Here is a 26228-nt window from a genome sequence, read left to right on the forward strand (position 1 = left end):
CAGAATACTCCATCCATTTACGGAGAAAGTTTTAGCACCCATACAGAATTAATACTGATTTCTGACTCCTGACTCCTGAGTTATTCATAAATAATTTGTAGGTTGGACATTACCCAACCTACAAAGTTGAAATAGAAAGTTAAATTAGACCGAACCGCCAGCCGCTTGAAACCGAGCGCGGGCGCGTTTGAAGGCTTGATTTGCCTGGATTTGGGCTTGGCGATCGTCTGCTGACACTTGACTTAGACGAGCTTCTGCTTGGTTGTAAGCAGTACGAGCTTCATCAAGGTTAATTTTGTCGCCACGTTCAGCGCCGTTAACCAGAATTGTCACTTCATTTTCTTCGACTTCGGCAAAGCCACCCAAAAGGGCGATCGCTTCCCAATTCTGATTTTTAGCAGCGCGAACTCGCATTACACCAGTATCCAGGGCGGTCAAAAGCGGTGCGTGTCCAGTGAGGATACCTAGTTGACCAGTGGTGCTAGGCAAAACTACTTCTTCAGCCGGGGCATCCCAGACTGTTTTATCTGGGGAAATTACACGAACGGTTAATGTCATTTGTCTTTTGTCCTTTGTCCTTTGTCTTTTGTCCTTTGTCTTTTGTCTTTTGTCCTCTCTTACAAAGTTCTGATGCTTACGGCGGGCTGCGCCAACGCCGGAAGCCGGCGCTCAGACTTTGCGCTTTGTCATTTGTAATTGCCATTAGTCATTAGCCTTGAACTAATGACTAATGACCAATGACTAATGACCAGTGACCAATGACCAATGACCAATGACTAATGACTAACCTTTGATTTTGTCAGCTTTGGCGATCGCTTCGTTAATATCGCCAACCAAGTAGAAAGCCTGTTCTGGCAGAGCATCTAACTCACCAGACAGAATTTTTTGGAACCCTTTGATGGTATCTTCCAACTTCACATACTTACCAGGAGAACCGGTGAATACTTCTGCTACAAAGAACGGCTGAGACAAGAAACGCTCAACTTTCCGCGCCCGCGCTACGATCAGACGGTCTTCTTCAGACAATTCATCTAGACCGAGAATGGCGATAATGTCTTGGAGTTCTTTATAACGTTGCAGAGTTGATTGCACCGCCCGCGCCGTATTGTAGTGTTCGTCACCGACAATATTTGGTTGAAGCATGGTGGAAGTTGAGCCAAGGGGGTCAACTGCGGGGTAAATTCCCTTAGCAGCCAAACCGCGAGACAGTACTGTAGTTCCGTCCAAGTGGGCGAAGGTGGTAGCAGGTGCGGGGTCGGTGAGGTCATCCGCTGGTACGTACACTGCTTGAATGGAGGTAATCGAACCCTCGGTAGTCGAGGTAATCCGCTCTTGCAGTTCACCTACGTCGGTTCCCAATGTGGGCTGATATCCCACCGCTGACGGCATCCGACCTAGTAACGCCGATACTTCAGAACCTGCTTGTACAAACCGGAAAATGTTGTCAATAAACAACAGCACATCCTGCTTGTTCACATCGCGGAAGTATTCTGCTACTGTCAATCCTGAAAGACCAACCCGCATTCTAGCTCCGGGTGGCTCGTTCATTTGACCGTAAACTAGAGCAATTTTGGATTCGTTGAGGTTGTCTTTGTTGATAACCCCAGATTCAATCATTTCATTGTAGAGGTCATTACCTTCACGGGTGCGTTCACCCACCCCAGCAAAAACGGATACTCCACCATGCTGAGTAGCGATGTTGTTGATCAACTCCATCATGATCACGGTTTTACCAACACCAGCACCGCCGAATAGACCAATCTTACCGCCGCGTCGATAGGGAGTCAGAAGGTCAACAACTTTAATCCCAGTCTCAAACACGGAAGGCTTTGTTTCCAGGTCAGTGAATTTGGGAGCAGAGCGGTGGATGGGTAAACTTGCCTCAGCATTTACAGGGCCTCTGTTGTCCACAGGTTCGCCAAGGACGTTGAAAATCCGACCCAAAGTGGCTTTCCCAACTGGTACGTTGATGGGAGCGCCTGTATCGGACACCTCAAAACCGCGCACTAAGCCTTCGGTGGAACTCATCGCAACAGTCCGCACCTGGTTGTCGCCCAGCAGTTGCTGTACTTCAACGGTGATGTTGATTTCCTGTCCAGCTTCGTTGGTGCCAACGATTTTCAAGGCGTTGTAGATTTGTGGCAATTTCCCGCCGGGAAATTTAACGTCTACAACTGGGCCAATGATTTGGGTAATGTAACCAATGTTTGTTTTTTCTGCGGTTGTTACCATGCTGCGCCTAATGAGTGAAGCTAGATTTCAGATAAGGTCGGAGAAGACATAAGAATAAGAAATGTCACCTTTCACTCTAGCATCGGACGGGGACATAACTCTCTTAGTAATTCCTTAAAAAGGAGTTTGGTGGTTGGGGTTGTAGTCCCGATCCTGACCAGATTGACAGAATACGCTCAAGTTTATCTTAATTTCATTTTTCAAATGCGATCGCCCTAATTTTCCTATACTGTATCAAAACATACTATTATTCTAACTTCCCTAAATATTTACACTTGCAGGCAAAAAGCAGATATTTTGATATCTAAACTTTGGTCTTAAAATAATGCATATTTGTATTACGTCATATATTTTGCGTGGTTACAGCCCATAAAATACATCACCAAGGCAGCATTTACTAAAAGTTAGTTAGTAATAGATATATAAAGCTATCCATAAACTACATTTCCAAAACTTCTGAATATCCATAAGATAAAGAAAGATAGATACAAAAACAGTTTTTAGCCAAGCCGCGATGCTTGAATTGGGCGTACCTGCGGCTTCATCCTCACACTTACACCGAGCAATAGCCTATGAACTTCTCGTCAGCACGACAATATTTTTACCAGGAGATTCAGCAGTCTGACGAGCAAATTGACCTAGCAAAGGCAGCTTTGTACATTGCACAAGAAGAATATCCCAAGTTAGACCCAGAGGAATATCTCAACGCCCTTGATACAATGGCATGGGAGCTTCAAGAACGCCTGCCTGATTCACGTTATCCTTTGCGAATAGTTCAAACTATTAATCAGTATCTCTACGATGGTTTAAAATTTTCTGGTAATAAAATTAACTATTACGATCCCCGTAACAGCTTTATCAATGATGTAATCGATCGCCGATTAGGGATTCCCATTACCTTAGCGCTGGTTTACCTGGAAGTTGCTCGACGTATTGATTTTCCGATGGTCGGTATAGGTATGCCAGGACATTTTCTGATCCGCCCAGATATTCCTGATATAGAGATTTTTGTGGATGCTTTCGATGGTGGTGAAATAATATTTACCCAAGATTGCGAAGAACGCCTATCTCAACTTTATCAGCAACCTGTGACGCTACAACCAGAATTTTTGGCTGTAGTTAGTAATCGGCAATTTTTGGCCCGGATGTTGACAAATTTAAAATTTATTTACCTCAAACAGCAAGAGTTAGAAAAAACGCTGGCAGCAGTCGAACGAATTTTGTTGTTGTTTCCTGGTTTAACCTTAGAATTGCGCGATCGCGGTTTGATCTACTATCAACTCGGTTACTACCCCCAAGCCATAGACGACTTACAAAATTATTTAGCAAAAGTTCCCGACGCCGAGGATGCATCTGTGATTCGGCGGCTACTTACCGAATTGGGTAAAAACAAGTAGGGAATAAAGACTAGGAACTGGGAAAATTTTAGTAAGCCAATAACCAATGACAAATGACTAATGACCAATGACAAATGACTAATGACTAATTTTGTTCTTCTGCAACTCGTTTGAGGCGGCGGAGTTGGGCTTGCATATCTTGTTTTGTCCAAGATGCAGCAAAAGTGTTGAAGCCCCAACTAATTAAAGGGTTAGGGATATCGTACTCAAAGCGGTTGAGTAAAAGCGTTCCCTTTTCTGTTGGCTGACATTCCCAGCGATCGCGCCCTTGAAAAAACCCCTGAAATTCCCAGACTACCAAACCCGGTTGTCGTTCTACAACTACGCTATTCAAGGTGGGTTTTAGTAGAGGAATTTGAATAATAAAACGACTTTTACTGCCGACATCGGTACTCCAAGCTTCGCCCACAGGTTCGCAACGGAGAACGGGGTTGAGCCAGCGGTGCATGAGAGCTAAATCGGTAATACAGCGCTCCACCACTGTAGCTGTAGCATTAATTTGAATCGATTGTTCCAAAACTTGGGACATTCCACATCTTTAGTGCTGTTGCTGCAATTAGAGTAACGCAAAATTCAGCAAAGTGGAAGATGAGGAGCAGAGGAGCAGGGGAGCAGGGGAGGAGAGGAGAAGTTGCAGTAAGTCTTTCTCCAATGCCCAATGCCCAATGCCCAATGCTCGTATATTAAATCAAATATGAGTAAATATGTATGTTTTTACTGGTAAATTGATAGGCAAAACACTGACTCAGTGTTTGCGGCGAATACTTAAGCATAATTCCCGAAAACCATGAACACAACTTGGCAAGAAATAACCCAGGTGATGTCTACGACGGGCTACGCCTATGGAGTTGGTTTATCCACAAAGGTGCAGCAATTTTTGGCACAATCATCGCCCAGCCTGCAACCAATACAACCAGCAGTGAATCAAGGAATCGCTGATGTGCAAGGTATTGTTCAACAGTTGATTCTATTTACGCCTCGTCTTTTAGGGGCGGTAGCAATCTTACTCGTAGGTTGGCTGATTGCAGCGATCGCAGCAGCAGTGACGCGAGGAATCCTCAAGCGCACAAACATAGATAACCGCATTGCTGCTGGGATAACGGGTCGTCAAGATGTTCCCCAAGTGGAGAAATTAATCTCCAGTTTAGTTTTTTGGAGCATTATCCTGTTGACGGCGGTTGCTGTTTTACAGACATTGGATCTGGAGATAGCCTCTCGACCCCTGAATAATTTTCTCAATCAACTTATTGGCTTTTTGCCAAAGTTGGTTGGTGCAGGAATCATTTTGGTAGCAGCCTGGTTTTTGGCGACGATTGTGAAGATTATCACTGTGCGCTCATTACAGGCATTTAACCTGGATGAGCGTTTGAATCCAGAACCAGAAGACAGAGCACCCAGCCTCAATCAGCTGTCTCTAAGTGAGACGATTGGCAACGCTCTGTATTGGTTTATATTTTTACTGTTTCTCGCTCCAATTTTGGATACTCTCGGACTACAGCAGGCTCTACAACCAGTACAAGCTCTAATTACAGAAGTTCTGCTAATTCTGCCGAACATTTTAGCGGCGATCTTGATTGCTGTAGTTGGCTGGTTCATCGCTAATGTAGTACGGCGGATTGTGACAAACTTGCTGGCGACAACTGGTCTTGACCATTTAGGTAGTCGCTTGGGATTATCTACAAGTGCAGGGGTACAACCTCTATCGAGTATTATCGGCACAATTGTCTATGTTTTGATTTTGATTCCTGTAGCGATCGCAGCGCTGAATGCCTTGCGAATTGATGCGATATCTGTCCCGGCGATCGCTATGCTGCAACAGATTCTCAACGCCTTACCTGCCATCTTTACAGCCGCAGCAATTTTGATTGTTGCTTATTTCATTGGGCGGTTTATCGCGGACTTGGTTACAAGTATCCTCACCAATTTAGGGTTTAATAACATTTTCACTATTTTGGGTCTGACTACACCCGGCCGACGAATCGTCATTTCCACAGAATCAGCAACCCCACCGATTCCAACCCGCACTCCATCGGAAGTTGTAGGCATTGTTGCCTTAGTGGGGATCATGCTGTTTGCTACAGTGGCGGCGGTGAATATCTTGAATATTCCAGCCTTGACAGCATTAGTGTCTGGGATTGTGATTATATTCGGGCGGATTTTGGCCGGATTGGTAATCTTTGCCATTGGCTTATTCCTGGCAAATTTGGCTTTTAACATCATTACCAGTTCAGGCGATCGCCAAGCCCAGATTTTAGGACAAGTGGCACGGATTGCCATTATTGCCTTAGTTTCTGCAATGGCACTGCAACAGATTGGAGTTGCCAGTGATATTGTGAATTTAGCCTTTGGACTTTTACTAGGTGCGATCGCAGTTGCTATTGCCCTAGCCTTTGGTCTTGGGGGACGCGATATTGCAAGAGAGCAAGTTCAAGAATGGTTAAACTCTTTCAAAGGTAGAAACTAAAAATTGATCGAGGCGCAATTTCATCTGTAAATCTGGAAAAGTGCAGCCGTAAGCATCAATAGTGCAGAAAATCTATCGGCAATTTTGCTTAAGAGGTTGAAAGTTATAGCTTAGAAACTCGGAGTTTGAGTAGAGAACTCGTAATCTCAAGTTCTAAAGCTCAAGTTCCGAGTTTGGAAGCTCAATTTAATCGTATTTTCCGAGTCACCTTTTTTAGCGGCGTAAGTGACAAATTCCTTAGTATTAAGGAAAGCTGGGGATAAAGGAAGGACGCGTAGGCGCAGCCTGTTGTAGACATCGCAAGAAGGCGGGGTGTAGTCCATCACAGTAACAATCAATTTTCTCAAAATTACCGAAAGCCTTGCTGATGTGGGTTATTGAAATGATAAGTGCCGTTTTGTTGGGAAATATTGAGTCAAGATTTGATTTGGCAGCTTTTGTGTTACAAAAACCACTTTTATGGGAAAACTTAAAACAAGACCTTGTGTTGAAGATATTGGCTGTAATTCGTCAGCCAAACGCTAAAAATTACAACAGCCTGTGCATGAGTTGAAAGAATAACTTGACATTTTAAATAAAAATTATTAAACAGTAACACTTATGGATTTACTTATCAACATTCTTAAACGTTTTTGGATAATTAATTGTTTCGGGATATTTGTTTTATCGGCTTGCACACCTGCATCATCCCAAGAAAAACTTTTAACATCTAAAGAAGGAAATTTTAGTATCTTAATGCCAGGGACTATTTTAGAAGAAGCTAGTTCTCCAACAAAAGGGATTAATAACCGAAATTGGGCAACTATTAAGAGTGAATCTATATATTCAGTGACCCATTCAACTCTTCCCAAAGAAATAGCCCCGCAGAGAATTCCAAAAGTTTTACAGCTTCTAGTTAAAACTGCTAATCAAACAAATTTTATTCAGGGTAAACAAATATCTCAGTCTTCCATTAATCAAAGTGGATATAACTGTCAAGACTTTACTTTAATGGGCAAACCCAGTACTTCCTTGCAAGAAGAAATTAAGAAAAAAGGATTGAATATAAATAATAAATTATTATATCAGAGAAGTCTGCTTTGTATAAAGAAAAATTATGCTGTTGAAGCTGTAATAATAACCCCATCATCTGAAGAACTAAAAACAAATGGTGCATCTTTTATTAAATCGCTAAACCTCAAACCATGAGGCTATTTTTTAGTAATTGGTATGACCATTACTGTTAGTATACTTGTAACTTTATGGCTGAGACTGCATGGCATCATCTGCTGTACATAATCGGACAGTGAAGTTTTTAAAAGTAACATACACAAACAATATAAAATGATTACTATATCTTTAAAATTTTTGGAAGCAAATTCGTCATGAATGCTGAGGTGCTTCTTAGTTTGAGAAAGAGAAACTGGAGCAAACACTCCACGGCATAAAACATGGATTTTATCAACGAAGCACAAAAGTTGGCAGATACGGTTAGAGATAAAGCTCAAGAAGCAGCCAACAATGTAGTAAACGGGATGAATGAGGTAGTTGATGGAATCAAGAACGCTACTAGCGAGATGACTACTTCAAGTGTCCATGCAGTCAATGATTTACAAAGTTTGTCAACTATCGCAACACAATCAGGTTTTCAAACTGTTCAAAATGTTAGTCAAACATTTCAACAAACTGCTGTTGGAGTTGCCGCATCTAGCATGGTTATGACTGATGCTTTGCAAAATTTACCAAAGACAGCTGCCGAATTAGCCCAAGAGATGCCCAAGATTGCAAATCGGCTGAGATATCGTGCTGGTGTTCGGGTGGGAGACTTACCTCGCTCTGATGCAGATGTCATGAAGCTTTTTGAGAAAATTCCTGGCACATCAAAGCTTGGAGGTAAAGAATATACAATTCGTCAATTTCTTAGAGATAAGCATGGTAGCCACATCAATCCACGTTCCCAAGGTGGCTCGAATGCTGCTGATAATATTCTTTGGGAAGTAGGTGTTGACAATCTCCGCCGAGGAGCCAAAGTAATGACCGTTGGCGAACAGTTTTATATTCGAGTTTATAATGCGGTAGATTCTATTGTCAGCAATTCTGGGGCGATCGCGAAACTTGGGATTACTGCAACGGGAACAGCTATTCTTACTCAGGTTGTAGTCACGGCGATTTCTTACTCTTTGGATCTTTATCGAGGTGACATCACTGTTGAAGAGTATAAAAATCTAATTTTTGAAGCAGCAAAGGCAGCAGGTATTGCGACACCAATTGTTTTTTTAGTCTTAGTGGCTGTGTTAGCTTTATTTCCAGAATTTACAGTTATTTTGTCAGCACCAGTTGTTGTTGCAGGCTTCAATGCTTTATTTGGTATTAGTATTGCTACACCCATTATTCAATCGCTAGTTCGTCATATCGAAGCTGGAGGTTTTGGCATAGAAACTACATCGGCAGAGTAATAATAAATTTTGTCCCCTCACCAGGTGTTGATAAGCATTTGATTTGTCCGTTGTGTTTGTCAACAATAATTTGGTAGCTGATCGCTAATCCTAGCCCGGTTCCCTTGCCCACAGCCTTGGTTGTGAAAGATTGCTCAAAAATTCGAGATTGCACCTCAGTAAGCATACCGGGCCCGTTATCTTGGATACAAATTGTGACGGTTTTTTGTTGGGGATCGACCGATGTGGTAATGGCGATCGTGTTCGGGCAAACAGCAATATCTCGATCGCAATTGTTTTGATGAACTTCATCAAATGCATCAATGGCATTAGCGATGATATTCATAAATACCTGGTTCAGTTGTCCGGGATAGCAACTGATTGGAGGTAACTCACCGTATTGTGTGACAACCTGGATTTTAGGGCGATCGCCATTGCCTTTGAGTCGATGTTTCAACAGCATTAAGGTGCTATCGATTCCTTCGTGAATCTGAAACTCCACCTGAGATGAAATATCTGCGCGAGTAAAAGTTCTCAAAGAAAGACTGATATCTTTCAGACGGGTAATTCCCTGGTGCATTGATGCCAGTAGTTTTGGCAGATCCTCTGTCAGATACTCCAAGTCGATTTCTTCAACAAGCTCTTGAATTTCCGAGTCTGGCTGCGTTAGCTTCTGCTGTTGCAGGCTTACTAAGCGAAGTAGATTATTTACATATTCCTCAATATAAGATAAATTTCCGCCAACAAAACCAACCGGATTATTAATCTCATGACCAATACCTGCAACCAACTGCCCTAATGTGGACATTTTCTCACTCTGGATCATTTGTAGTTGGGTTTGCCGTAATTGCTGTAGAGATTGAGTTAATTCTCTGGTGCGTTCTTGCACGCGTTCTTCTAGTGTGCGGGTGAGATGAGAAATCTTGAGGTGTAACTTTAAACGGGCAATAACTTCTTCGTGTTGGAAGGGTTTGGTAATGTAGTCAACTGCACCTATTTCCAGTCCGGCCACCTTGTCTGTAGAATCAGATAGGGCAGTCATGAAAATTACTGGAATATTCTGGGTGATCGGATTGGTTTTCAGTCTGCGACAAGTTTCAAATCCATCAATACCTGCCATCATCACATCCAAAAGAATCAGATCGGGATGAGCATATTCTGTTTGTTCGATCGCTGACTCTCCATCTGTTGCCATCAGAGCTTTCCAGCCACACTTCTGAATCGCTTCAGATAGCACCTTGAGATTGTTTGGATTGTCATCCACTAATAAAATATGTATGGGTTTCGAGATCGGAACAGCGATCATGGATGTAACTCCGTTGTGACAAATGATTTGAGTAACTTACGGATTTTTCCGGTTTGGAAATTGGCAGTGAGTTTGCTTAACTCTGCTGCGAAGGGAGCTAGTTGAGTGTTTTCTTCAATTAGTTCTCTTAACATTCCCTCAATCGCCGAGATATCTCCCATCATTGCCAGATGATAGAGTTGTTGCAAAACATCTTGAGATGGTAGAACCCATTCACTACTAGTTATCTGCTCATCTTTGGGAGGCGAAGATTCAGCATATATCCACTCCACTCCTAATAGCGATCGCAGTCTATTGAGTAGTTCGTCAATCTGGAGAGGTTTGGGTAGGAATGCTGTTGCCCCTGCCTCTAAACTCCGCTGACGATTTGACTCAAAAACGCTGGCACTAGAGACGATAATCGGAATAGAACAGGTTTGTGGATTCGCTTGCAGGTGAACCATTAGCTCAAAACCATCCATATTAGGCATCGCTAAATCGAGTAGAATCACATCTGGATTGTGTTCAATTGCTACTTGTAGCCCATGTTTGCCATCGGTTGCTTCCAAGGTTCGACAGCCAATTTCTTGCAGCAAATTGGTCAACATAGAACAGTGGTTGCGATCGTCATCGACAATCAGAATTTGAGGCGCACTACCCTGAATCCCAGTAATTTTCTGGGGAGTTGGCGTGTAATCCGTCACAGACATCGTTCCTCCACGCCAGTCATGAGCGAGTGGTACCGATACTGTCAAATCCAGCCAAAATAGACTTCCTTCACCCAAGTGACTCTGCACCTGAATTTGGCTTTCCATCAATGCCGCAATTCTTTGGCTAATCGCCAATCCCAAGCCAGTACCTTCAGATCGTTGCCCTGCTTCACCCACTTGCTCAAAGGGTAAAAAGATTTTCTCCAGTTGGTCTGGTGACATCCCAATACCCGTATCTTCAATCTGAAAACGAATCTTTTGATGTGTCATTTGTCCATTGTCATTGGCCGTTTTAGACTCTTGACCAATGACCAATACTTCTCTATGAGAGGCTGCGCCAACGGCTTCGCTCAGTACAAGTGACGAATCACTAATGGCTTCCACTGTGAAGGTTACGCTACCGCTATCTGTAAATTTGATCGCGTTGCCCAGTAAGTTAATTAACACTTGTCGCAGTCGTTTTTCATCAGTTTCAATGGCAAGTGGTAGGCGATCGCTAATTAAGATATTAAATCCAATTCCTTTCTGTTCAGCCCGGATACCACAAATTTCAGTCACACCATGTAAGAAACTGGGCAGATGCACGCTAGTAAGAACCAAATCCAATTTCCTTGCTTCTATCTTCGAGAGATCGAGAATGTCATTAATCAGCATCAAAAGATGCGAGCCGCATTGGTAGATAATGCTGACTCCTTCTAGGTTTTTAGCTGTCATATTTGGCGATCCTTCTAGTACCTGGGCAAAACCAAGGATGCCATTGAGAGGTGTGCGTAGTTCGTGGCTCATGTTGGCGAGAAACTCACTCTTGGCCTGATTGGCAGCATCGGCAGCTTGCTTTGCCTCCACTAATTCATGAGTGCGTTCTTCGACTTTTGTCTCTAGGGTTTTGGAATAATCCAATAGTTGACTGTTGGCAATTTCTAGTTGGCGATTGGTTTCTTCTAACTTCCGCTGTTTGTAGGCATTAGTTGTTGCAATCACACTACCGATAAACGCAGTTAAGGTGGGTGTTACCGGAATTAAAACACCAGACAAAAACATCCCATAGCCACCCCATATATAGGCTCCACTGATGCCTACAGTTGCCCAAAGAATTTTGCCGCCAGGAATCCGCAGCTTGCTACTGGATAACAACCAACTGCCTGTAGAACCAATGACAGACGACAAAACAATCCAGAGTGATAAATAAATGCCAGAAACACCGTGCAGACTGGCATTTCCTGTTTTTGCTCCTCGTACTAGTTGATGAGCAATATTGGCATGAACAACCACACCTGGAGTCGGTTTTTGAGCAGATACCCAAGAAGAGAAGGGTGTGCTGAAGAAATCATTGGTACTGGAAGCAATCGATCCAATAAATACCATGCGATCGCGCATCAAATCTGCCGGAATTTTCCCTGCTAACACATCGCGCATCGCAACTGTCCGAAATGCGGCTTCTGTTCCATGCCAATTCAGTAGAATTTGATAGCCTCCTAAATCGGCATCGGTATAACCTGCTTCTTGATTTTGCAGTGGTAAGTAAATTTCTTTGCCCAACTGAAACTTTTGCTGTTGAGGGTCAATGCTTTCTAAGCTAATTTTTTCAGCTTCGAGGTATTTTAGGGCTACAAGGGTTGCTAGTCCGGCTTTAATGGTGTTTTTCTCTTTGGCATCTTCAGCTGTCAAGAGGGCGCGACGTACAAAGCGATCGCCATCCAAGACTAAATCTGCTAATCCTACCCGATCCTGTTTTTTCAATTCCGGTGGGGGATTGACGCGTTCGCCAGTAATTTTCTCAACTCCGATTAAATTGGGAGTGTTGCGAAAGACTTGAACGAGTTGCTCGTGTCCGCTTCCTTCCGGTAAATCTCGATAGAGATCCAAGCCAATGGCTCTTGGCTGCTGCGCCCGGATTTTTTCTAGTAATCGTGCCAGCGCCCAGTCTGGAACTGGCCATTTACGCACCGATTGGATATCGCGCTCATCGATTGTAACAATCACAATCTCATCTGCGATCGCCTGTGAAGATCGCTGACGAACCCATTCGTCGCGAATTTTCCATTCCGGTAAATTGAAAAGTCCCAACGATTGCCCAACCATAACCGTCAAGGCAACGCTAGGAGTAATAATCAAAACGCTGCGAGTACGTTGGATAAAAGCCTGGAATCTGCGCCACATATTTGTGTTATGCAATGGGGATTGGGGAAGGTAGGGTCCCTCTGGGGATAAGAGGTAATGGGGACTGGGTGGAAGCAAGAAGAGAGGAACAAAGAGAATAATTACTTTTAACCCAATGCCCAATGCCCAAACTGGTATTAGTTAGTAGATGCTAATAAGTTCGCTGTTACAATCTCCTTCAAACTCACTGAGGATAGAAGTTCTTCCCATTGTTTGCGGAGAGTTGCATTGTTAGGTTGAGTGGTGTATACCGATGCAAGTGTTGCCACACAGTCATACCAAACACCGTTTTTACCCAAAATAGTAGCCCGCTTCAGAGCATCTTGCTCTTGGATTGCTGTTGCCAACTCAGCACTGGGCTGGATACGCTGAACCCAACCATCGACGTAAGGCGTACTTGGACTGAGTTGCCCATCTACTTTCAGTGCTAAGAACCATTGATAGTTTTTACCAACGGCTAAAGCGGGTGCATTAGCTGGTAATTCGATCGCGATTACTCCGGTTTTTCCTGCAACTGAAATGTTCATCTGATGTTGCATATTGCCAGCTTCATCTTTGAGGCTGAACACTGCTTCTTCGGCATTGGAAGCTGGGAGATACACCAAGATTGTGGGACGTTCAGATACTGTTGTGCCATAGAAATTTTGGGGCAAGAGGGCGATTAGCGCTGCTGGTTGCGTTGTACTTGTAGTCGATGGATTCAAGTAGTAAGTACCAACACGAGAAGCTCCCGCACTTGCTTGTTGGGGAGCGCCTTTGCCAGGAGCAGGTGTAAAGAGCTTGCCGCGAGAAGCTCCTCCAGTTGCTTGTCTGGGCGCACCTTTGCCAGGAGCAGGTGTAAAGAGGTTGCCACGAGAAGCTCCTCCAGTTGCTTGTCTGGGCGCACCTTTGCCGACAGCAGGGGTAAACATACTACCGCGAGAAGCTCCCCCAGTTGATTGTCTAGGAGAGCTACTGTTGGGGGGTGGGGTAAATGTAACAGCATGGGCAGTAGTCCATGTACTGCTAGCGATCAGAGCGATGACGCTCAATGTACTAGCTAAATATCGACGTTTCACGATCTTTTTCCTTATGTTGTTGAAATATGATACAAACAAAATACGTTTCTTTCGACTATGTTCAGAAGTTCAGATAATCAGTCTAAGTAAGAGTAAAATCAAGGAACTTCTACTAGCAGTATAGGCGATATGGAAAGTAACTGTTGTAAAAAATAGTCTAATTTATTTACAATAAACTGCGTTTTATTACTTAGCTAAATCCAGTTGCCGATCAAAACAAAGCCAGACCAAAAGAACGGTTCGTGGAAATCAGTTTGGCGAATTAGGCTAATTTGTGCTTGTCTTAGTGCTTCGGCTTTAGTGATTTTGGGTTGTCGGAGTTGGTCATAGAAGCGAGTCATGAGCATCGCGGCTGCCCGATCTTTGACGGGCCATAGGGTGGCGATAGTTGAGCGAGCGCCGGATTTGACAGTCAACCCCGCCAGTCCCAGGACGGCGCGATCGTCGCCTGTGGCAGTATCGCAGGCACTTAGTACCAGCAACTCGATGGCTTTTGATGGATCGCTACCCCGATTTTTCAGGAGTTCAGATAATTCTTTAACATTGACTTGTCCATCCCAAGTGAGCAAGAAGGTGTCTTCGAGGCGGGAACTAAACTGTCCGTGGGTTGCTAGGTGGACAATACCTGCACTACTAGATTTCACACGTTCAGCAAGGGCTTGACTGGTGAATTCCTGATTCAGTAACACCCTAGAAGATACCGCCTTGGAGATTTGTTTCACTTCTGATTCCACGGCGGGCAAAGCACTAAAGCCAGCGCGAGATTGGCTAATGCCACCAACGATCGCACTGATGTGGTTTTGATGAAGCGATCGCGTCGCCATTAGTTGCAATCCTGGTGAGAGTGCCACAGCATACTTCTCGATCAGATATTGCTTACCGTCAAAAAGAGCTGCTATGGGAATGTTCCGCAATCGACCATCCAAAACAAACACCAATGTCTTGGTATCAATAAATGCTTGCTCTGCTGACTCTGGACGAATCAACCAACCATAAATTTGTTGAGATAATCGATCTCGGTTTTTAGAATCCGAAACAGGGTTAAGAGCAACCAAAAAATTGTCTAGAGTCTGCTCAATTTCAGCTTGAGATTTGTGAGTGACATAGGAACGCAGTGGTTGCCCTGCTTTGGAGAGAATTACTGTTAAACGATCTGGCAGGATAATCGGATAAATGACCGTTGCAGTCGGATCGACTCGATCGATCTGTTGAGTTCTATCTAAACAAGCTTCCCGAAAAAAGTTATCGAGTTCCGCAATTTGGAGTGCCTCAATCAATTCACGAGCTTGTATTAGTTCTGCTTGACTAGGTTGATTCTCTAGAAGTAAATCAACCAGTTCTCGGTAGACAGGCTCTACACTGGTGCGAAAAGAGAACTGGACATCAGGGTTGATAGCCACCAAATCTCCCCGCAGTGCCTTTAAAGCGTTGACTGCTTCTGTATAGGCGGTAATCGCTTTTGAGCGATCGCCTTGTTGTTTATACAACTGTCCCACCTGCCAAGCAGATTGAGCAATGATATCGTTAGCTTGGAGTTGGCGGGCAATGTTAAGGGATTTCTGAGTTAACTCCTGTGCTTGGGATAACTGCTGTGTACGCTGATAGAGTTTTCCCCACTGATTGAGTGCATGAGCTTCGGCTTGAGTATCCTGGATTTGCTGTGCAGACTGGACTGTGACTGCCATCAGTTGTGCCAAATCTTTCAGAGGTAGAATTTGCTCAGAATTTGACTGGTGGTTGAGAGTGGCAACAAAATTGATCGCTGCGTAGAGTGAGGTGTGACTGGGGGACAGTTCCCGGAGTTGTTGGAGTAGTTGAGGTGCGAGTGGGTTAACAAACTCCAGTTTGTCGTAATTGAGGAAAAGTTTGAACTGAGCTAAACGGGCTTGTAATCGATCGCTTGGGTTAGTTGTTAAGAGTTGAGCCTGTTCAAAGTAATCTAATGCGGCTTCTGGATCTTGCAAGTCAACGGCAGTTTGGCCCAGGGCGATCAGAATAGAACTTAACTGAGGTTGGGCTGAAATTTGGCGAGCGATCGCTAAACTTTGTTCTAAAACCTGTTGACTTTTACTATCGCCAATTATTTGCAGAGCCAAACCAAGCGATCGCAGTCCACTGACTTTGACTTCATTATCCGGCATCCTTTGGAGTTTTTGAGTCAGTGCCTCTAACTGCTGTTTAGAACGGCGGTAAAATCCTAAAGTTTGTAAAGCTTGTGCCTGGTTGATTTGACTACCTAAGCTTCCCATTGTGTCGCCTGCTTGCTCATAATATTTTTGAGCTTGTTGCCAAGTGTCGAGGGCAGTTTCGGCTTTGCCAGTGTGCAATTGCAAATTTGCTTGCGTATTAAGTGCTTGTGCCCAGAGAATTGCATCAGCAGAGGGAATGGAGGTTTGCAACAGTTTCAGACTTTGCTCAATAGACTGTTGGGCTGCTTGCCATTGATTAAGTTCCTGTTGTGCCAGTGAGAGGTAACTTAAACTTAGAGCTTCATTCAAGCGATCGCCTTGGGTATGATACTGTTGTGCTGCTGTTTGCCAAATCGTCACTGCTTCAGCAAAGCGTCCAGAATGGTAGAGTTTTCGTCCCTGTTCTAGCCAATTGCTAGGCTGGGAAGTTGATACTGATACATTCAGGGTAGAAGTTGTTGGTATTTGCAGAGATGCTCTAGCAGGTGTGATGGTTACTATCAAACACAAGCTCAAAATACTCAGACTAATATATAGCCAACGACGTTGTTTAATTGGGAAAATCATCAGTAGTTCTCAGTATACATATTTAGGAGTTTCCATATTCTGTTACTTTCATCTTGATAGGATTGCTTAGAGAATTCCTGGGCAATTTAACTTTTTGGAACAGATGCACAAGTTAACTGCGGCTGTTTATTTGCAGTAGATTGGGTGGCAATTTTAATATTCCCTAAATGAGAAACAATGTCCCACAAGAATTTAAATGTTTCTGAACTGCGTAGGCTTTGCCCGCCGTTGGCGTTCGCGTTAGCGTCTCTGAAAGAGAAGCCTCTGGTAGAGAAGGCATCGCCGATCACCCAAGCTAAGATACCCTCATGAAAATGATTTATCGCCGTCCACAACCAAACTTTATTTTTTTGAACCGATGAATGTTTCTAGTTCATCTAAGTTCTCCAACTTCTGGCACGTCGTCACTAGGCGGTACGTCAGGTAGTTTAGAGCCTATTTGTTTTAACCAATAAATTACGGTTATATGGTGAACTCTCAAGACTGATTAATTTGGCGTTGCAGCACAGGTTAAAGATGGTTGTATATACGCTGGTTGAACTGCAATTAACTCAATTTTACCGTCAGCGTTGCGCTGCCAAGTTGTAGCTTCAACGAGAACCTTTGAGGATGCTGGAATCTGGGCATTTAGCTCACCCGTTTTGCGGTAAGCAGATAAATCTCGTATATCATCCCAAGTTCGTAGGCGTAGCCCATCGTAGACATCACTCGTCACCTGATTAGGATTTTGCGGCACACCACCTCGTCCCGTTGCCACAAAGCGGCTGCCTTCACTGCCTGCGCAGCCTGTAGCAATTTGCTGGGATGGATCGGTGACATTTGCAGGCAGTTCGACTAAACCAGAATTTGGATCGATACCGATAGTATTAACTTGAACCGTGCCACTTACCCCAAATTGGGAACTGGCGGTGATGTCACTATCAGAAGTGAGTTGGTTGCCAAAGTTCAGCCCAAAGATGCCTTGAGTAGTGATTTGGATATTACCACCTCTGCCTTGCACTGCATTGGCAATAATGTCGCTGTTTTTTAAGCCGACGATGATGGGTGCATTGATGTTTATATTACCTCCATTCCCCAATCCGCCAGCTGTTGAGGTTATCTGGCTATTGTCTTGCAGAAGTAACAGGTTTGTGGTGGATAATTTAATATTGCCACCATTACCGGATTCTGTTTGTGCTTGAATAAACCCTTGATTCTTTAATTGGATGCTGGCTGCATTGATGTTAATATTGCCACTATTTCCACTGCCTTGACTGGTGACACTGACTGTCCCGCCATTCGTCAGCGTTAAGTTCGGTGTGGTAATGCTCACAGTGCCGGCATTTGCTGTTAATATATCTGGCAGACCAAATCGTTTCCGCAATAATGAATTGGGTCGGATGGTGGAGGCGTTAATGCTACTATTAGTTGCCCGACCTTGACCACTGATGACGATCGCTTCAGCAGCATTAATGCTCAAATCTCCCCCATTACCTGCAAAAAATGCGGTAGTGGCAACTGCTCCGCCATCCAAAATTTGCAATTTCGCAGTATCCAGGGTCAAGGTTTTGGCACTTCCAGTTGCAAATGTAGTTGAGCTAATGTTGCTGTAAAGTCCAGAGGGACTTTCTCCCATCACCGTGGTATTGTTGTTGCGAATCGTCACTTTACCGCTAGAACCACTGCCAAAGGTAGCCGAAGATAGTGAGGCACCGCTTGAAACTAGTAGACTATTACTATTGACGAAAACATCACCAGCATTTCCAGTGCTTAGTGTAGTAGTGTTGAGTGTGGTGACGTCAGCAGGATTATTGGGTGAAAAGCCAGACAGTTCAATGGCGGTTGCATCAATGTAAATATTGCCACTCGGAGCTGTTCCATAAGTTGTGCTATTCAACCCCGCTCCCGACTTGATAGTGAGGTTGGGAGTAATAACGCTGATATTCCCACTAGCTCCGCTACCCAAAGCATCACTACGCACTCCGCTCCGAGTACCATCAGCTGTTTTGGCAATCAGATTAATGGACTCTGTAGCCTGAAGGCGAATATCACCACCGGGGAGATTGCCAAAATTTTGCGCCAGTACCAGAGAGCCATCGGTGAATTGAATTTGCCTACCCTGAATTTGAACGGAACCTGCATTCACACCGCTAATATCTAATAGCGATCGCTGTGCCAATTGAATATCGCCAAAGCTTTGTACATCGCCATATCCCAGTGTATAACCCTGTGCGGTTGGTATCAGGTTTACCAATGCTGTACCGTTTACACTACCCAATTCAACTCGCCCTCTTTCAGCGATCAGGTTTGCCCCATTTAGATTTATGTCGCCACCCACTAAGGCTAGAGTGTTTCCTGGCTGTACCCGCAGTTTTGTAGAACTGGGAGTCTGAATCGGGGGAAGCAGAGCCAGTCCACTGACATTCCTCAAAGTATGTCCTGTACCTTGAACATTGATGGGTGCGGGATTGTTACCCAGTTGCAACCCAATGGGAACATTGATAGTCAACAACGGGGTAGCTTGGGAATTAATTGCGCTAAACTCAGCACCATCGGCAAATTTAATACTGCTGGCAGTTGTACCAATAAACGAACCCCCAATGTTTAGTTGGGCATTGGCTCCAAAGATGATTCCACTAGGGTTGATCAAGAAGAGACTAACGGGGTTGTTGCCGTTAATCGTCTGAATCAAGCCATCAATGCTAGAGATATTACCGCCAGTAACACGGCTGAAGATGGTAGAAATGTTGGGCGTGTTCGTTAAATCAAAAGTAGCCGAACCGCCAGTGGGAACCGAAAACTGCTGGAAACTGTGAAATAAGTTACTGTTGGCGGCACTACCATTAGTAATGGTGAAGTTATTACCGCTTTGGGAGACAGTAGTATTCAAGCTGCCATCAGGAGTTACCTGGGCGTTGGCAAAGCTGCACCAAAGTGGTATTACCATCAACGGCACTATTCTACTGCATAGACCCAAGCGAATGGAGGTCGTTGTCATTGCCAAGCCTTTATTTATACCTTGTATTTTAGGTTGCCCAAAATGGTATGATTTTGAACCCTTAACAAGGCGATCGCTTTCCTCAAAACGCTGAATAACTCACTGAAAAATACAGTCCATTTTCCTGAAGCGATCGCTTTTCACCGTCTACCGATATCAGGGGAATGTCCCAATCTGCCAAAACTCAATTGCGATCGCGCCGCAAATACATAGTGGTTGCTTTGCTGAGTATATTCTTGAAAAAAGCGCAAAGCCAGATATCAAGAAGGGTATTCTGCGCGAAAAAATGGATAAATTACTGCTTAAAGACAGCCACAAAACTTTAAATTTGGTGGTTTACAAAACACTTGCAGACTCGCTATTGCTACAAGTAAGCAAGCCAGTAAGAACATCTTGATGCTGAATTCTACCTTTTATTCAATTAATTTGATATTTTTAATTATGCAAGTGTATCAAAATGATTGCACGATATCCAAAGCAAAAGTCAGAGCGAAGATTTCCTCGGCTCTGAACTTTGTAAGAGAGTATTCTTATTTAAATTCCCTAACTTTACTTATAGGGATTCACTGTTAGCTGATAACTGTTAAGCAGCATATTTCACTGACAAATTAAAATGTACTTATTCTGTTTCACTTTTTTGCAGTTTAATTCATGAGCTTTCAGAGGCTTTTTCATCTTTAGGATAAAGAGAGCGAATTAACTCCCGAATTACATCAGTTGCTGGTCTGCCTGTCGTTGAACAGTATTGTTCAAGCTTCTGTGCCTCGCCTGATGTGAGATTGATTGTAAGTCGTTTAACAGCCCATTTTTTATTCATGTACTAGATAAGGTATGTTTTTGAAATTACTTCTCTAATATCAATCATCTAAACTGCTCTTACAATGGTATAAGTAATGACATTTAGTTCAAGTAATCATGAAGTTAAATAGGATATTTTTCCCAGCAATAGCGAAAATATGAAGTATATTCTAGATTATAAAGTTAAGCTACTTTCTAGGCAGTAATTATAAATAGGATGTAAAAATAATATTAAATATATGAATACAAAATAAGTATTCTCACAGAACGTTTAAACGCAGAGGGACACAGAGTATAGCGCAAAGGAGCGCAAAGTAAGTTTTGAGTCTATTCGCTACGAACTCAGGGTTAGCTGTGCTTAGTTGGTTTTAATTGTTAACATTGATTCTGACGCCTTGGCGGAGCGTCTCCGGCTTTGCTCCTAAATTATGACTTCTGAATTCTTCTTCAATAAGTCATGTGTTGATAATGTATCGGCAGCAGATTTAATTACATCAAATGGCATTGCCGACTTTTCTGCAATATCTAATAGAGTATGCTGACCGTCAGATAAATTTAAAACCCACAGGATTGCCATTTCATTTAGTCCGCTATCTTTGTTACCACCAACTGCTCGATATATTCCTCTTTTACCTAACTGTGGCTCACATTTAGGATTTTTGTTGTAGTAGATTTCGTTATTGTTGAGGATATGCAACATTGAATGACATTGAAAGAATGACTCGGCTAGATATTGGGGTTGAACGAAATTTAAATCGTCTGCTGAGGTATGGTATTCAGGAAAACTACCATGAGGCGATCGCATGAAGCAACCTACAGCTAAATTAAATCCTGGCGAGCAATATTGTCGCTCATCATAGCCATAGGGGAAGAAATCTATAATTTTGTGATCTTGTTTTGAGTTTTTGAGTACATAAGCAGCAACTTTATCGATTTCAGTGTCACCTCGACGGCTTTTTTTGTAGGTAAAGTTGCCTGCATCTCCTAAACAAGTTAATACCAAGCCATGTTTAATGTTATTGACTTGAGCTTCATTAAGAGCCAACCATGTAATTGAGCCAATGGTTCCGGGAATCCAGAGAAATCTGTAGGAATATCTTGATGTCGTTTGACTTAAATATCTAGCCAGAAAAGTAGCGATCGCAATTCCCGAAAGATTATCATTACACAGTGAAGGATGACAGGCATGGCAAGAAATCAAGACTTCATCAGTACTGTCCCCTGGAATATAATACTCACCATAAGTCAAATAACCTGGTTGCAGAGAAGAATCAATACATACTTCATATTCTTCATCTTTTAGTTGCAAATACTGATTGTGAGTCAGGCAAAAACCCCAACTTTCCTTGTAATATGAAGTTCGGTAAGGAATCCAATTAGGATAATCGGCAAGTGTAAATAAATGCGATTTAAGTTCTTGAAGAGATATTTTTTGATGTATAGGAATACTATAGTTAACAACGTGCAAATTTGAATTAGTAAAATCTACAATCTTTTCACCTTGAGAGTTTTTAATATAGGCATCTTTAATATTCCACTCATTAGGAACTGTCCAATCAAATACCTCTGTTCCTGTTGGCACTTCATGAACTGACAAAGGAATATACTGCTGGAGACTTTTTAAAGTTTCTCTAAAACCGTTACCTGTAATACTACGGCAAATGGGATATAAATCAGAAATTAGTTGGTAAATTTCTAGACTGATATCCTTTAAGTTCAAAGAATTTTTTAAATCGACTAAATTAATATTCTGAATATCTGCAACCATAAATAGAATCCTTGTGAACTTGTGTATCTAATCTTTTATCCTGAAATCAAGGGGTATCTTTACGTCTACACGTAGTATCAATTGAGTTGGGGTTTAAATTCCCAACTTCAACTGTCTTTAATTTTGAATTTTGAATTTTGAATTGTTAATGATGTTTTGTATACCAATTTACAGTCAATTCTAAGCCCTTCTTTAGAGGAATTGAAGGTTGCCAACCCAGTTTATCGTATGTATAAGCCGTATCAGCTACTCTTATTCTTTCCATCGGCCGCTCAGGTAAAGCACCAAATAGAGGCTGGATTTGAGGGTTAACCAGATTAACAACCTGGGACACAACTGCATGAATGGGTACTAGTTCTCCCGAACCTAAGTCAAATGTACAACCCTCTACATTAGGAACTTGTGTTACAGCCAGAAGTCCTGCAATCACGTCATCGATATAAATCCAATCAACTTGACGCTTTCCACTACTAAGTTTTGGAGCTTGCCCTTGCAACAAGGAAAGAATAACAGAAGGAACGATCTTATACACATTTTGCCCTGGCCCATAGGTCATAAAGGGTCTAACAAGAACTACAGGTGTCTGATAGAGTCGATGGAACATCCGACCATAAGTACTACTAGCAAATTTAGCAATAGCGTAAGGAGAAGAAGGAACTACTTCAGGACGATCTTGTTCTGGTTCTTCTAAAGAAGCTATTAACACAATGCGACTACAGCCAATTTCGGCAGCTACCGTCAACAAGTTAATAGTACTAGTCAGTAAACTGTGAAAGGTAGGCAATATGAACTCTAGATTAGGAACTGCTGTCACAAGACCGGATAAATGGAAGATTAGGTCAGGTTTAATGCTGTGGAAAAGGTTTTGAACAAACTTAATGTCTTCCATGTCACCGTGCCACCATCGCAAGCAGCTGATATCAGAAGTATGAAAACTGCGAGAAACAGCATGTACTTCTGCACCATTCTGGCATAAATGACGGACTAAATGAGATCCTAGAAATCCGCTAGCACCTGTAATTAGTATTGTTTGTCCAGACAATTTTTCAACAGAGTTCACCATTTATACAGACTGGAGTTGGGAAAACAAAAGTTATTCTACAAGAGATTGTTTGTTGTAGACAACAACAATGTGTCAGTAATCGGATAGAAGTCAGTGCCTCGTAAGAAGTCGCCTAAAGAAGTTCCTGTACAAGCTGAATCAATATTTGGCGCACCCTTTTGAGCTATGACATCATCAAAATGTACAGTTCTAAAGTCAATACTAAAACGGGTATAGCCTGATGTGTTGGGAATAGTGGAGTGCATCTGCGCTCCTGAAAAGAGAATCATGCCACCGACTTGTGTAATTAACCGCAATTGCGGCTCCATTTCTAAAGTTTCTTCTGCATGGGGTTGCTTGCGCGTATCTGTTTTAATATGCTGTGCCGCATTTTTGCGACTTTCTTTAGTCCACTGAGCGTAGTCATAATCCCTTGAGGTATTCTTAACTGGTTGACTCCAGTAGCGGGGATGGAATGCCATCGCATTCTCTGGGGTAATATCGTAGACGGGAATCCACCAGTTGATCTGGCACTGAGGAGCAGAGTACCAGGTGTCACGATGAGGATGGAAAGCGTAAGCAATGCCAGCAGTCAGATAGCGATCGCTGGTTGCTGTTCTCAGGCGAGGTACATCGAAATAGGTTTTGTTTAAGTCACATCCACTTTCTTTCAAGATGCCTTGAATGAGTTGTTTAGATTCAGGGTGATGGATAAAAGCTGGCTTGAGTTGTGCTAAAATATCAACGTATTTCTCTACAGGCAAGCTATGTTGTGCTTCTCTTGGATCTAAAGGGGCAAATGCTTCTTCAACCATGCCACGAGCAAAATTGCATAGAGCGATCGCACTGGCGCAAGGAGAAAAGACAAACACTTGTCCATCATAAAGATGCTTGCGTCTGATTTCATCACTAAAAATCGAATCAAAATAAATTGTACTCACTTCGCCCTCATTTGCTGTAACAAAGTTTGAACACAGTATTAAGTATGAAAATCAAAATTTAATTTTTCAAATTTTGATTTTCTCTGTCTGTGCGCTTCTGTGCGTTCCTAATCCTATATTCACTCAGCAACTATATATTTTTAAATTGCTCTTAAAAGTCTTACATTACCGTAGGCGTTACAATTTTGTCCGATTCAAATAAACTCCAAGCTCGATCTTTATCCGAAATTTCAGTCACAGATAGAGGCCATTCAATACCAAAAGCTGGGTCATCATAGCGATACCCGCCAGCATATTCTGGTGCATAAAAGTCACCCATTTGATACATCACCTCCGTCTCATTGCTGAGAGTTTGAAAACCGTGAGCACACCTATCTGGGATATAGAGACCAAGGCGATTTTCAGCAGTCAACTCTATACCAATATGAGATAAATAGCTAGGAGATTCTGGACGCAAATCGATAATTACATCATAAATAGCCCCCTTGATACAACGCACCAATTTTGTTTCCTGAGAAGGAGGTATTTGATAATGCATACCCCGCAATGTTCCTTTTTTATAGTTAAAAGATAAATTGCATTGGGCAATAGTAGGTTTTAAGCCACGATCTTGAAATTCCTGAATACAGAAACTCCGAGCAAAAAAGCCCCGACTATCTCGGTGCAACTCTAAATCAACAATAAATGCTTCTTTTATTTTAGTTTCAGTAAAGATCATAAATTTGCAAATTAGCGAGAAAATTAAAACTCTAATTTTTTAGAAAAACATTTTTCGACAGTAAAATGCTTCAGCATATTTACTCGGTGAATTTGATTCAATCCCACGAATTCTGAGAATTGCACGAAAAGTCTCTTCTGTAAACCACTGCTTATTATTTTGGGTAGCAAACGCATCCAAAATATATTGAATTTTTCGATGGCAGAGTGTTTCATTTAAATGAACAAAGAAATTAGGAATACCCAAATCACCGTCATATTTGGGTATTTCATATTCTAAAATTAAATGATTTCTAAAGGTATTCCAAGTCAAGTCAGAAATTAAGCGGTGATCTTGATGGCGATCGTCTCGATGATGAGTAAAGACTATATCTGGTGAAAATTCCTGCTTTAACTGTTCAAAGCACTCCTTTACCTTTATCCCTTCAAAAGGCAGAAAGCCATCTCGAAAATTTTTAATGATAATTTTCTTGACTGGGATTTCTTTTAAGAATAGATTAGCACTTATGGTTGCTTCCTGCGCTCTTTGCTCGTTGGAACTAAAGACAACCCAATAGATAACAACATCTTGGTAATTTTCTATTAGCTTTAAGATTGTGCCTCCACAACCAATCTCGATATCATCGCAATGAGAACCTAGACAAAGAATTTTGTACTCAGATTCTTCTGTCTTGTTCAAGGTAAGTTGGATCATAGATGGCTAACTTCTAGTTGTTCATCTCCCCATACTTCCCAAGGTCTTTCGCCTTGAGCATACATATCATCTAACTGTTGCTTCTCTTTAAACGTATCCATTACCCCGAAAAAGCCAGTGTATCGATACGCAAAAAGTTCTTTTTTGGCAATCAGTCTTTGAAAAGGTTCAAGAACAAGTTCTTCGCCACGATTAATATAGTTAAAAATCTCTTTTTTAAAGATAAAATATCCTCCATTAATCCAAATATCACGTTGCTTGACCTCATTGATATCCTTTACCAAACCATCCTCATCCATATCAACTAGGTGAAAACTTTGGCTAGGTCTAACACACAAAAAACTACCAATTTTATCACGCTCATAAAAATGATTAATATACGTTGGCAGATGCAAGTCTGTCAAACCGTCACTATAGTTAGCTAAAAATACTTCTTCTCCTTCTAGATACTTTTCTACTGCCTTGAATCTTTGTCCAATATTGGCAGTTAACCCTGTATCTACAAATGTGATATTCCAGTCTTGAATATCCCGATTAAACAACTGAATGTTGCTGCCATTGGAAAGGCTAAAGTTATTAGAAAGCCATTCATTGTAATTCAAAAAATAGCTTTTAATTAGGTCAGCTTTGTAACCAAGACATAAGATAAAATCTTTGTGTCCATAGTGAGCATAGTATTTCATTACGTGCCATAATATTGGTCTATAACCAATATTCACCATTGGCTTAGGAATACTTTCTGAATACTCTCTCATTCTAGTTCCTAAACCACCGCAAAATAAAACTACTTTCATGTTACTTACCTCTTTTTGATA

The 26228-nt window shown here is 42.3% G+C and carries 20 protein-coding genes and 1 pseudogene; 5 read left to right on the top strand and 16 right to left on the bottom strand.

The features are described 5' to 3' along the window. Nucleotides 1-144 precede the first annotated feature (144 nt). Nucleotides 145-558, bottom strand: coding sequence for an ATP synthase F1 subunit epsilon (gene atpC, locus RMZ95_RS11555; protein WP_322670031.1), 414 nt, complete (start codon nucleotides 556-558; stop codon nucleotides 145-147). A gap of 225 nt (nucleotides 559-783) precedes the next feature. Further along, nucleotides 784-2232 carry a F0F1 ATP synthase subunit beta gene (gene atpD / locus RMZ95_RS11560; RefSeq protein ID WP_322682394.1) on the bottom strand — a complete coding sequence of 483 codons (1449 nt, stop codon included), beginning with the start codon at nucleotides 2230-2232 and terminating at the stop codon, nucleotides 784-786. A 572-nt stretch (nucleotides 2233-2804) separates the two neighbouring features. Here atpD and RMZ95_RS11565 point away from each other — a divergent pair. Further along, nucleotides 2805-3629: a SirB1 family protein gene (locus RMZ95_RS11565; protein ID WP_322682395.1), complete on the top strand. Its 825-nt coding sequence runs from the start codon at nucleotides 2805-2807 to the stop codon at nucleotides 3627-3629. Between the two features lie 85 nt (nucleotides 3630-3714). On the opposite strand, the gene RMZ95_RS11570 is transcribed toward RMZ95_RS11565, so the two are convergent. Next, complete coding sequence (locus RMZ95_RS11570; RefSeq protein ID WP_322682396.1) at nucleotides 3715-4158, bottom strand: SRPBCC family protein; 444 nt, start codon at nucleotides 4156-4158, stop codon at nucleotides 3715-3717. Between the two features lie 258 nt (nucleotides 4159-4416). Between RMZ95_RS11570 and RMZ95_RS11575 the strand changes: the two genes are divergently transcribed. The 4 genes from RMZ95_RS11575 (at nucleotide 4417) to RMZ95_RS11590 (ending at nucleotide 8528) form a co-directional block, all read left to right on the top strand. Further along, nucleotides 4417-6093, top strand: coding sequence for a mechanosensitive ion channel (locus RMZ95_RS11575; protein ID WP_322670027.1), 1677 nt, complete (start codon nucleotides 4417-4419; stop codon nucleotides 6091-6093). A 382-nt stretch (nucleotides 6094-6475) separates the two neighbouring features. Further along, a complete protein-coding gene (locus tag RMZ95_RS11580) occupies nucleotides 6476-6646 on the top strand; it encodes a hypothetical protein (protein WP_322682397.1) in 171 nt (56 codons plus the stop codon). Between the two features lie 47 nt (nucleotides 6647-6693). Continuing rightward, entirely contained in the window at nucleotides 6694-7281 is a 588-nt protein-coding gene (locus RMZ95_RS11585; protein ID WP_322682398.1) for a hypothetical protein, read from the top strand. A 242-nt stretch (nucleotides 7282-7523) separates the two neighbouring features. Then, the gene (locus RMZ95_RS11590; protein ID WP_322682399.1) at nucleotides 7524-8528 is read left to right on the top strand and encodes an HNH endonuclease; all 1005 of its coding nucleotides are present in this window, start codon (nucleotides 7524-7526) and stop codon (nucleotides 8526-8528) included. On the opposite strand, the gene RMZ95_RS11595 is transcribed toward RMZ95_RS11590, so the two are convergent. The 13 genes and pseudogenes from RMZ95_RS11595 to RMZ95_RS11655 all read right to left on the bottom strand — a co-directional run bounded on the left by RMZ95_RS11595 (nucleotide 8512) and on the right by RMZ95_RS11655 (nucleotide 26207). Further along, the gene (locus RMZ95_RS11595) at nucleotides 8512-9813 is read right to left on the bottom strand and encodes a response regulator (protein WP_322682400.1); all 1302 of its coding nucleotides are present in this window, start codon (nucleotides 9811-9813) and stop codon (nucleotides 8512-8514) included. The genes RMZ95_RS11590 and RMZ95_RS11595 overlap by 17 nt on opposite strands. After that, nucleotides 9810-12662 (bottom strand): CHASE2 domain-containing protein, encoded by a 2853-nt coding sequence (locus RMZ95_RS11600; protein WP_322682401.1) that lies wholly within the window; start codon nucleotides 12660-12662, stop codon nucleotides 9810-9812. The genes RMZ95_RS11595 and RMZ95_RS11600 overlap by 4 nt, the downstream gene beginning before the upstream one ends. A gap of 137 nt (nucleotides 12663-12799) precedes the next feature. Beyond that, nucleotides 12800-13720: a DUF928 domain-containing protein gene (locus RMZ95_RS11605; protein WP_322682402.1), complete on the bottom strand. Its 921-nt coding sequence runs from the start codon at nucleotides 13718-13720 to the stop codon at nucleotides 12800-12802. A gap of 194 nt (nucleotides 13721-13914) precedes the next feature. After that, nucleotides 13915-16476, bottom strand: a complete 2562-nt coding sequence (locus RMZ95_RS11610; RefSeq protein ID WP_322682403.1) for a CHAT domain-containing protein — start codon at nucleotides 16474-16476, stop codon at nucleotides 13915-13917. A 278-nt stretch (nucleotides 16477-16754) separates the two neighbouring features. Further along, nucleotides 16755-16951: pseudogene (locus tag RMZ95_RS11615) on the bottom strand (IS1 family transposase); the annotation flags it as partial. Between the two features lie 12 nt (nucleotides 16952-16963). Further along, on the bottom strand, nucleotides 16964-19453 hold the full coding sequence (locus tag RMZ95_RS11620; protein WP_322682404.1) for an S-layer family protein: 2490 nt from the start codon (nucleotides 19451-19453) through the stop codon (nucleotides 16964-16966). Nucleotides 19454-20102: 649 nt separating this feature from the next. Then, complete coding sequence (locus tag RMZ95_RS11625; RefSeq protein WP_322662451.1) at nucleotides 20103-20270, bottom strand: CopG family transcriptional regulator; 168 nt, start codon at nucleotides 20268-20270, stop codon at nucleotides 20103-20105. 402 nt (nucleotides 20271-20672) lie between these two features. Continuing rightward, complete coding sequence (locus tag RMZ95_RS11630) at nucleotides 20673-22019, bottom strand: DUF4910 domain-containing protein (protein ID WP_322682405.1); 1347 nt, start codon at nucleotides 22017-22019, stop codon at nucleotides 20673-20675. 145 nt (nucleotides 22020-22164) lie between these two features. Further along, nucleotides 22165-23082: an NAD(P)-dependent oxidoreductase gene (locus RMZ95_RS11635; RefSeq protein WP_322682406.1), complete on the bottom strand. Its 918-nt coding sequence runs from the start codon at nucleotides 23080-23082 to the stop codon at nucleotides 22165-22167. Nucleotides 23083-23117: 35 nt separating this feature from the next. After that, the gene (locus RMZ95_RS11640) at nucleotides 23118-24002 is read right to left on the bottom strand and encodes a hypothetical protein (protein WP_322682407.1); all 885 of its coding nucleotides are present in this window, start codon (nucleotides 24000-24002) and stop codon (nucleotides 23118-23120) included. Between the two features lie 160 nt (nucleotides 24003-24162). Further along, entirely contained in the window at nucleotides 24163-24720 is a 558-nt protein-coding gene (rfbC, locus tag RMZ95_RS11645; protein ID WP_322682408.1) for a dTDP-4-dehydrorhamnose 3,5-epimerase, read from the bottom strand. Between the two features lie 39 nt (nucleotides 24721-24759). Continuing rightward, nucleotides 24760-25413, bottom strand: a complete 654-nt coding sequence (locus RMZ95_RS11650) for a PIG-L deacetylase family protein (RefSeq protein ID WP_322670014.1) — start codon at nucleotides 25411-25413, stop codon at nucleotides 24760-24762. Then, nucleotides 25410-26207: a sugar phosphate nucleotidyltransferase gene (locus RMZ95_RS11655; RefSeq protein WP_322670013.1), complete on the bottom strand. Its 798-nt coding sequence runs from the start codon at nucleotides 26205-26207 to the stop codon at nucleotides 25410-25412. The genes RMZ95_RS11650 and RMZ95_RS11655 overlap by 4 nt, the downstream gene beginning before the upstream one ends. Between the last annotated feature and the right edge of the window lie 21 nt (nucleotides 26208-26228).

The sequence above is a fragment of the Nostoc sp. DedQUE07 genome, assembly GCF_034530975.2.
GTDB lineage: Bacteria > Cyanobacteriota > Cyanobacteriia > Cyanobacteriales > Nostocaceae > Nostoc.

Coding starts and splice junctions, on each gene's coding strand:
- RMZ95_RS11630 (WP_322682405.1), bottom strand. CDS start 22,019: ATGGTTGCAGATATTCAGAATATTAATTTAGTCGATTTAAAAAATTCT.
- atpD (WP_322682394.1), bottom strand. CDS start 2,232: ATGGTAACAACCGCAGAAAAAACAAACATTGGTTACATTACCCAAATC.
- rfbC (WP_322682408.1), bottom strand. CDS start 24,720: ATGATCTTTACTGAAACTAAAATAAAAGAAGCATTTATTGTTGATTTA.
- RMZ95_RS11650 (WP_322670014.1), bottom strand. CDS start 25,413: ATGATCCAACTTACCTTGAACAAGACAGAAGAATCTGAGTACAAAATT.
- RMZ95_RS11620 (WP_322682404.1), bottom strand. CDS start 19,453: ATGACAACGACCTCCATTCGCTTGGGTCTATGCAGTAGAATAGTGCCG.
- RMZ95_RS11655 (WP_322670013.1), bottom strand. CDS start 26,207: ATGAAAGTAGTTTTATTTTGCGGTGGTTTAGGAACTAGAATGAGAGAG.
- RMZ95_RS11595 (WP_322682400.1), bottom strand. CDS start 9,813: ATGATCGCTGTTCCGATCTCGAAACCCATACATATTTTATTAGTGGAT.
- RMZ95_RS11570 (WP_322682396.1), bottom strand. CDS start 4,158: ATGTCCCAAGTTTTGGAACAATCGATTCAAATTAATGCTACAGCTACA.
- RMZ95_RS11585 (WP_322682398.1), top strand. CDS start 6,694: ATGGATTTACTTATCAACATTCTTAAACGTTTTTGGATAATTAATTGT.
- RMZ95_RS11600 (WP_322682401.1), bottom strand. CDS start 12,662: ATGTGGCGCAGATTCCAGGCTTTTATCCAACGTACTCGCAGCGTTTTG.
- RMZ95_RS11625 (WP_322662451.1), bottom strand. CDS start 20,270: ATGAATAAAAAATGGGCTGTTAAACGACTTACAATCAATCTCACATCA.
- RMZ95_RS11580 (WP_322682397.1), top strand. CDS start 6,476: ATGATAAGTGCCGTTTTGTTGGGAAATATTGAGTCAAGATTTGATTTG.
- RMZ95_RS11565 (WP_322682395.1), top strand. CDS start 2,805: ATGAACTTCTCGTCAGCACGACAATATTTTTACCAGGAGATTCAGCAG.
- RMZ95_RS11590 (WP_322682399.1), top strand. CDS start 7,524: ATGGATTTTATCAACGAAGCACAAAAGTTGGCAGATACGGTTAGAGAT.
- atpC (WP_322670031.1), bottom strand. CDS start 558: ATGACATTAACCGTTCGTGTAATTTCCCCAGATAAAACAGTCTGGGAT.
- RMZ95_RS11635 (WP_322682406.1), bottom strand. CDS start 23,082: ATGGTGAACTCTGTTGAAAAATTGTCTGGACAAACAATACTAATTACA.
- RMZ95_RS11575 (WP_322670027.1), top strand. CDS start 4,417: ATGAACACAACTTGGCAAGAAATAACCCAGGTGATGTCTACGACGGGC.
- RMZ95_RS11610 (WP_322682403.1), bottom strand. CDS start 16,476: ATGATTTTCCCAATTAAACAACGTCGTTGGCTATATATTAGTCTGAGT.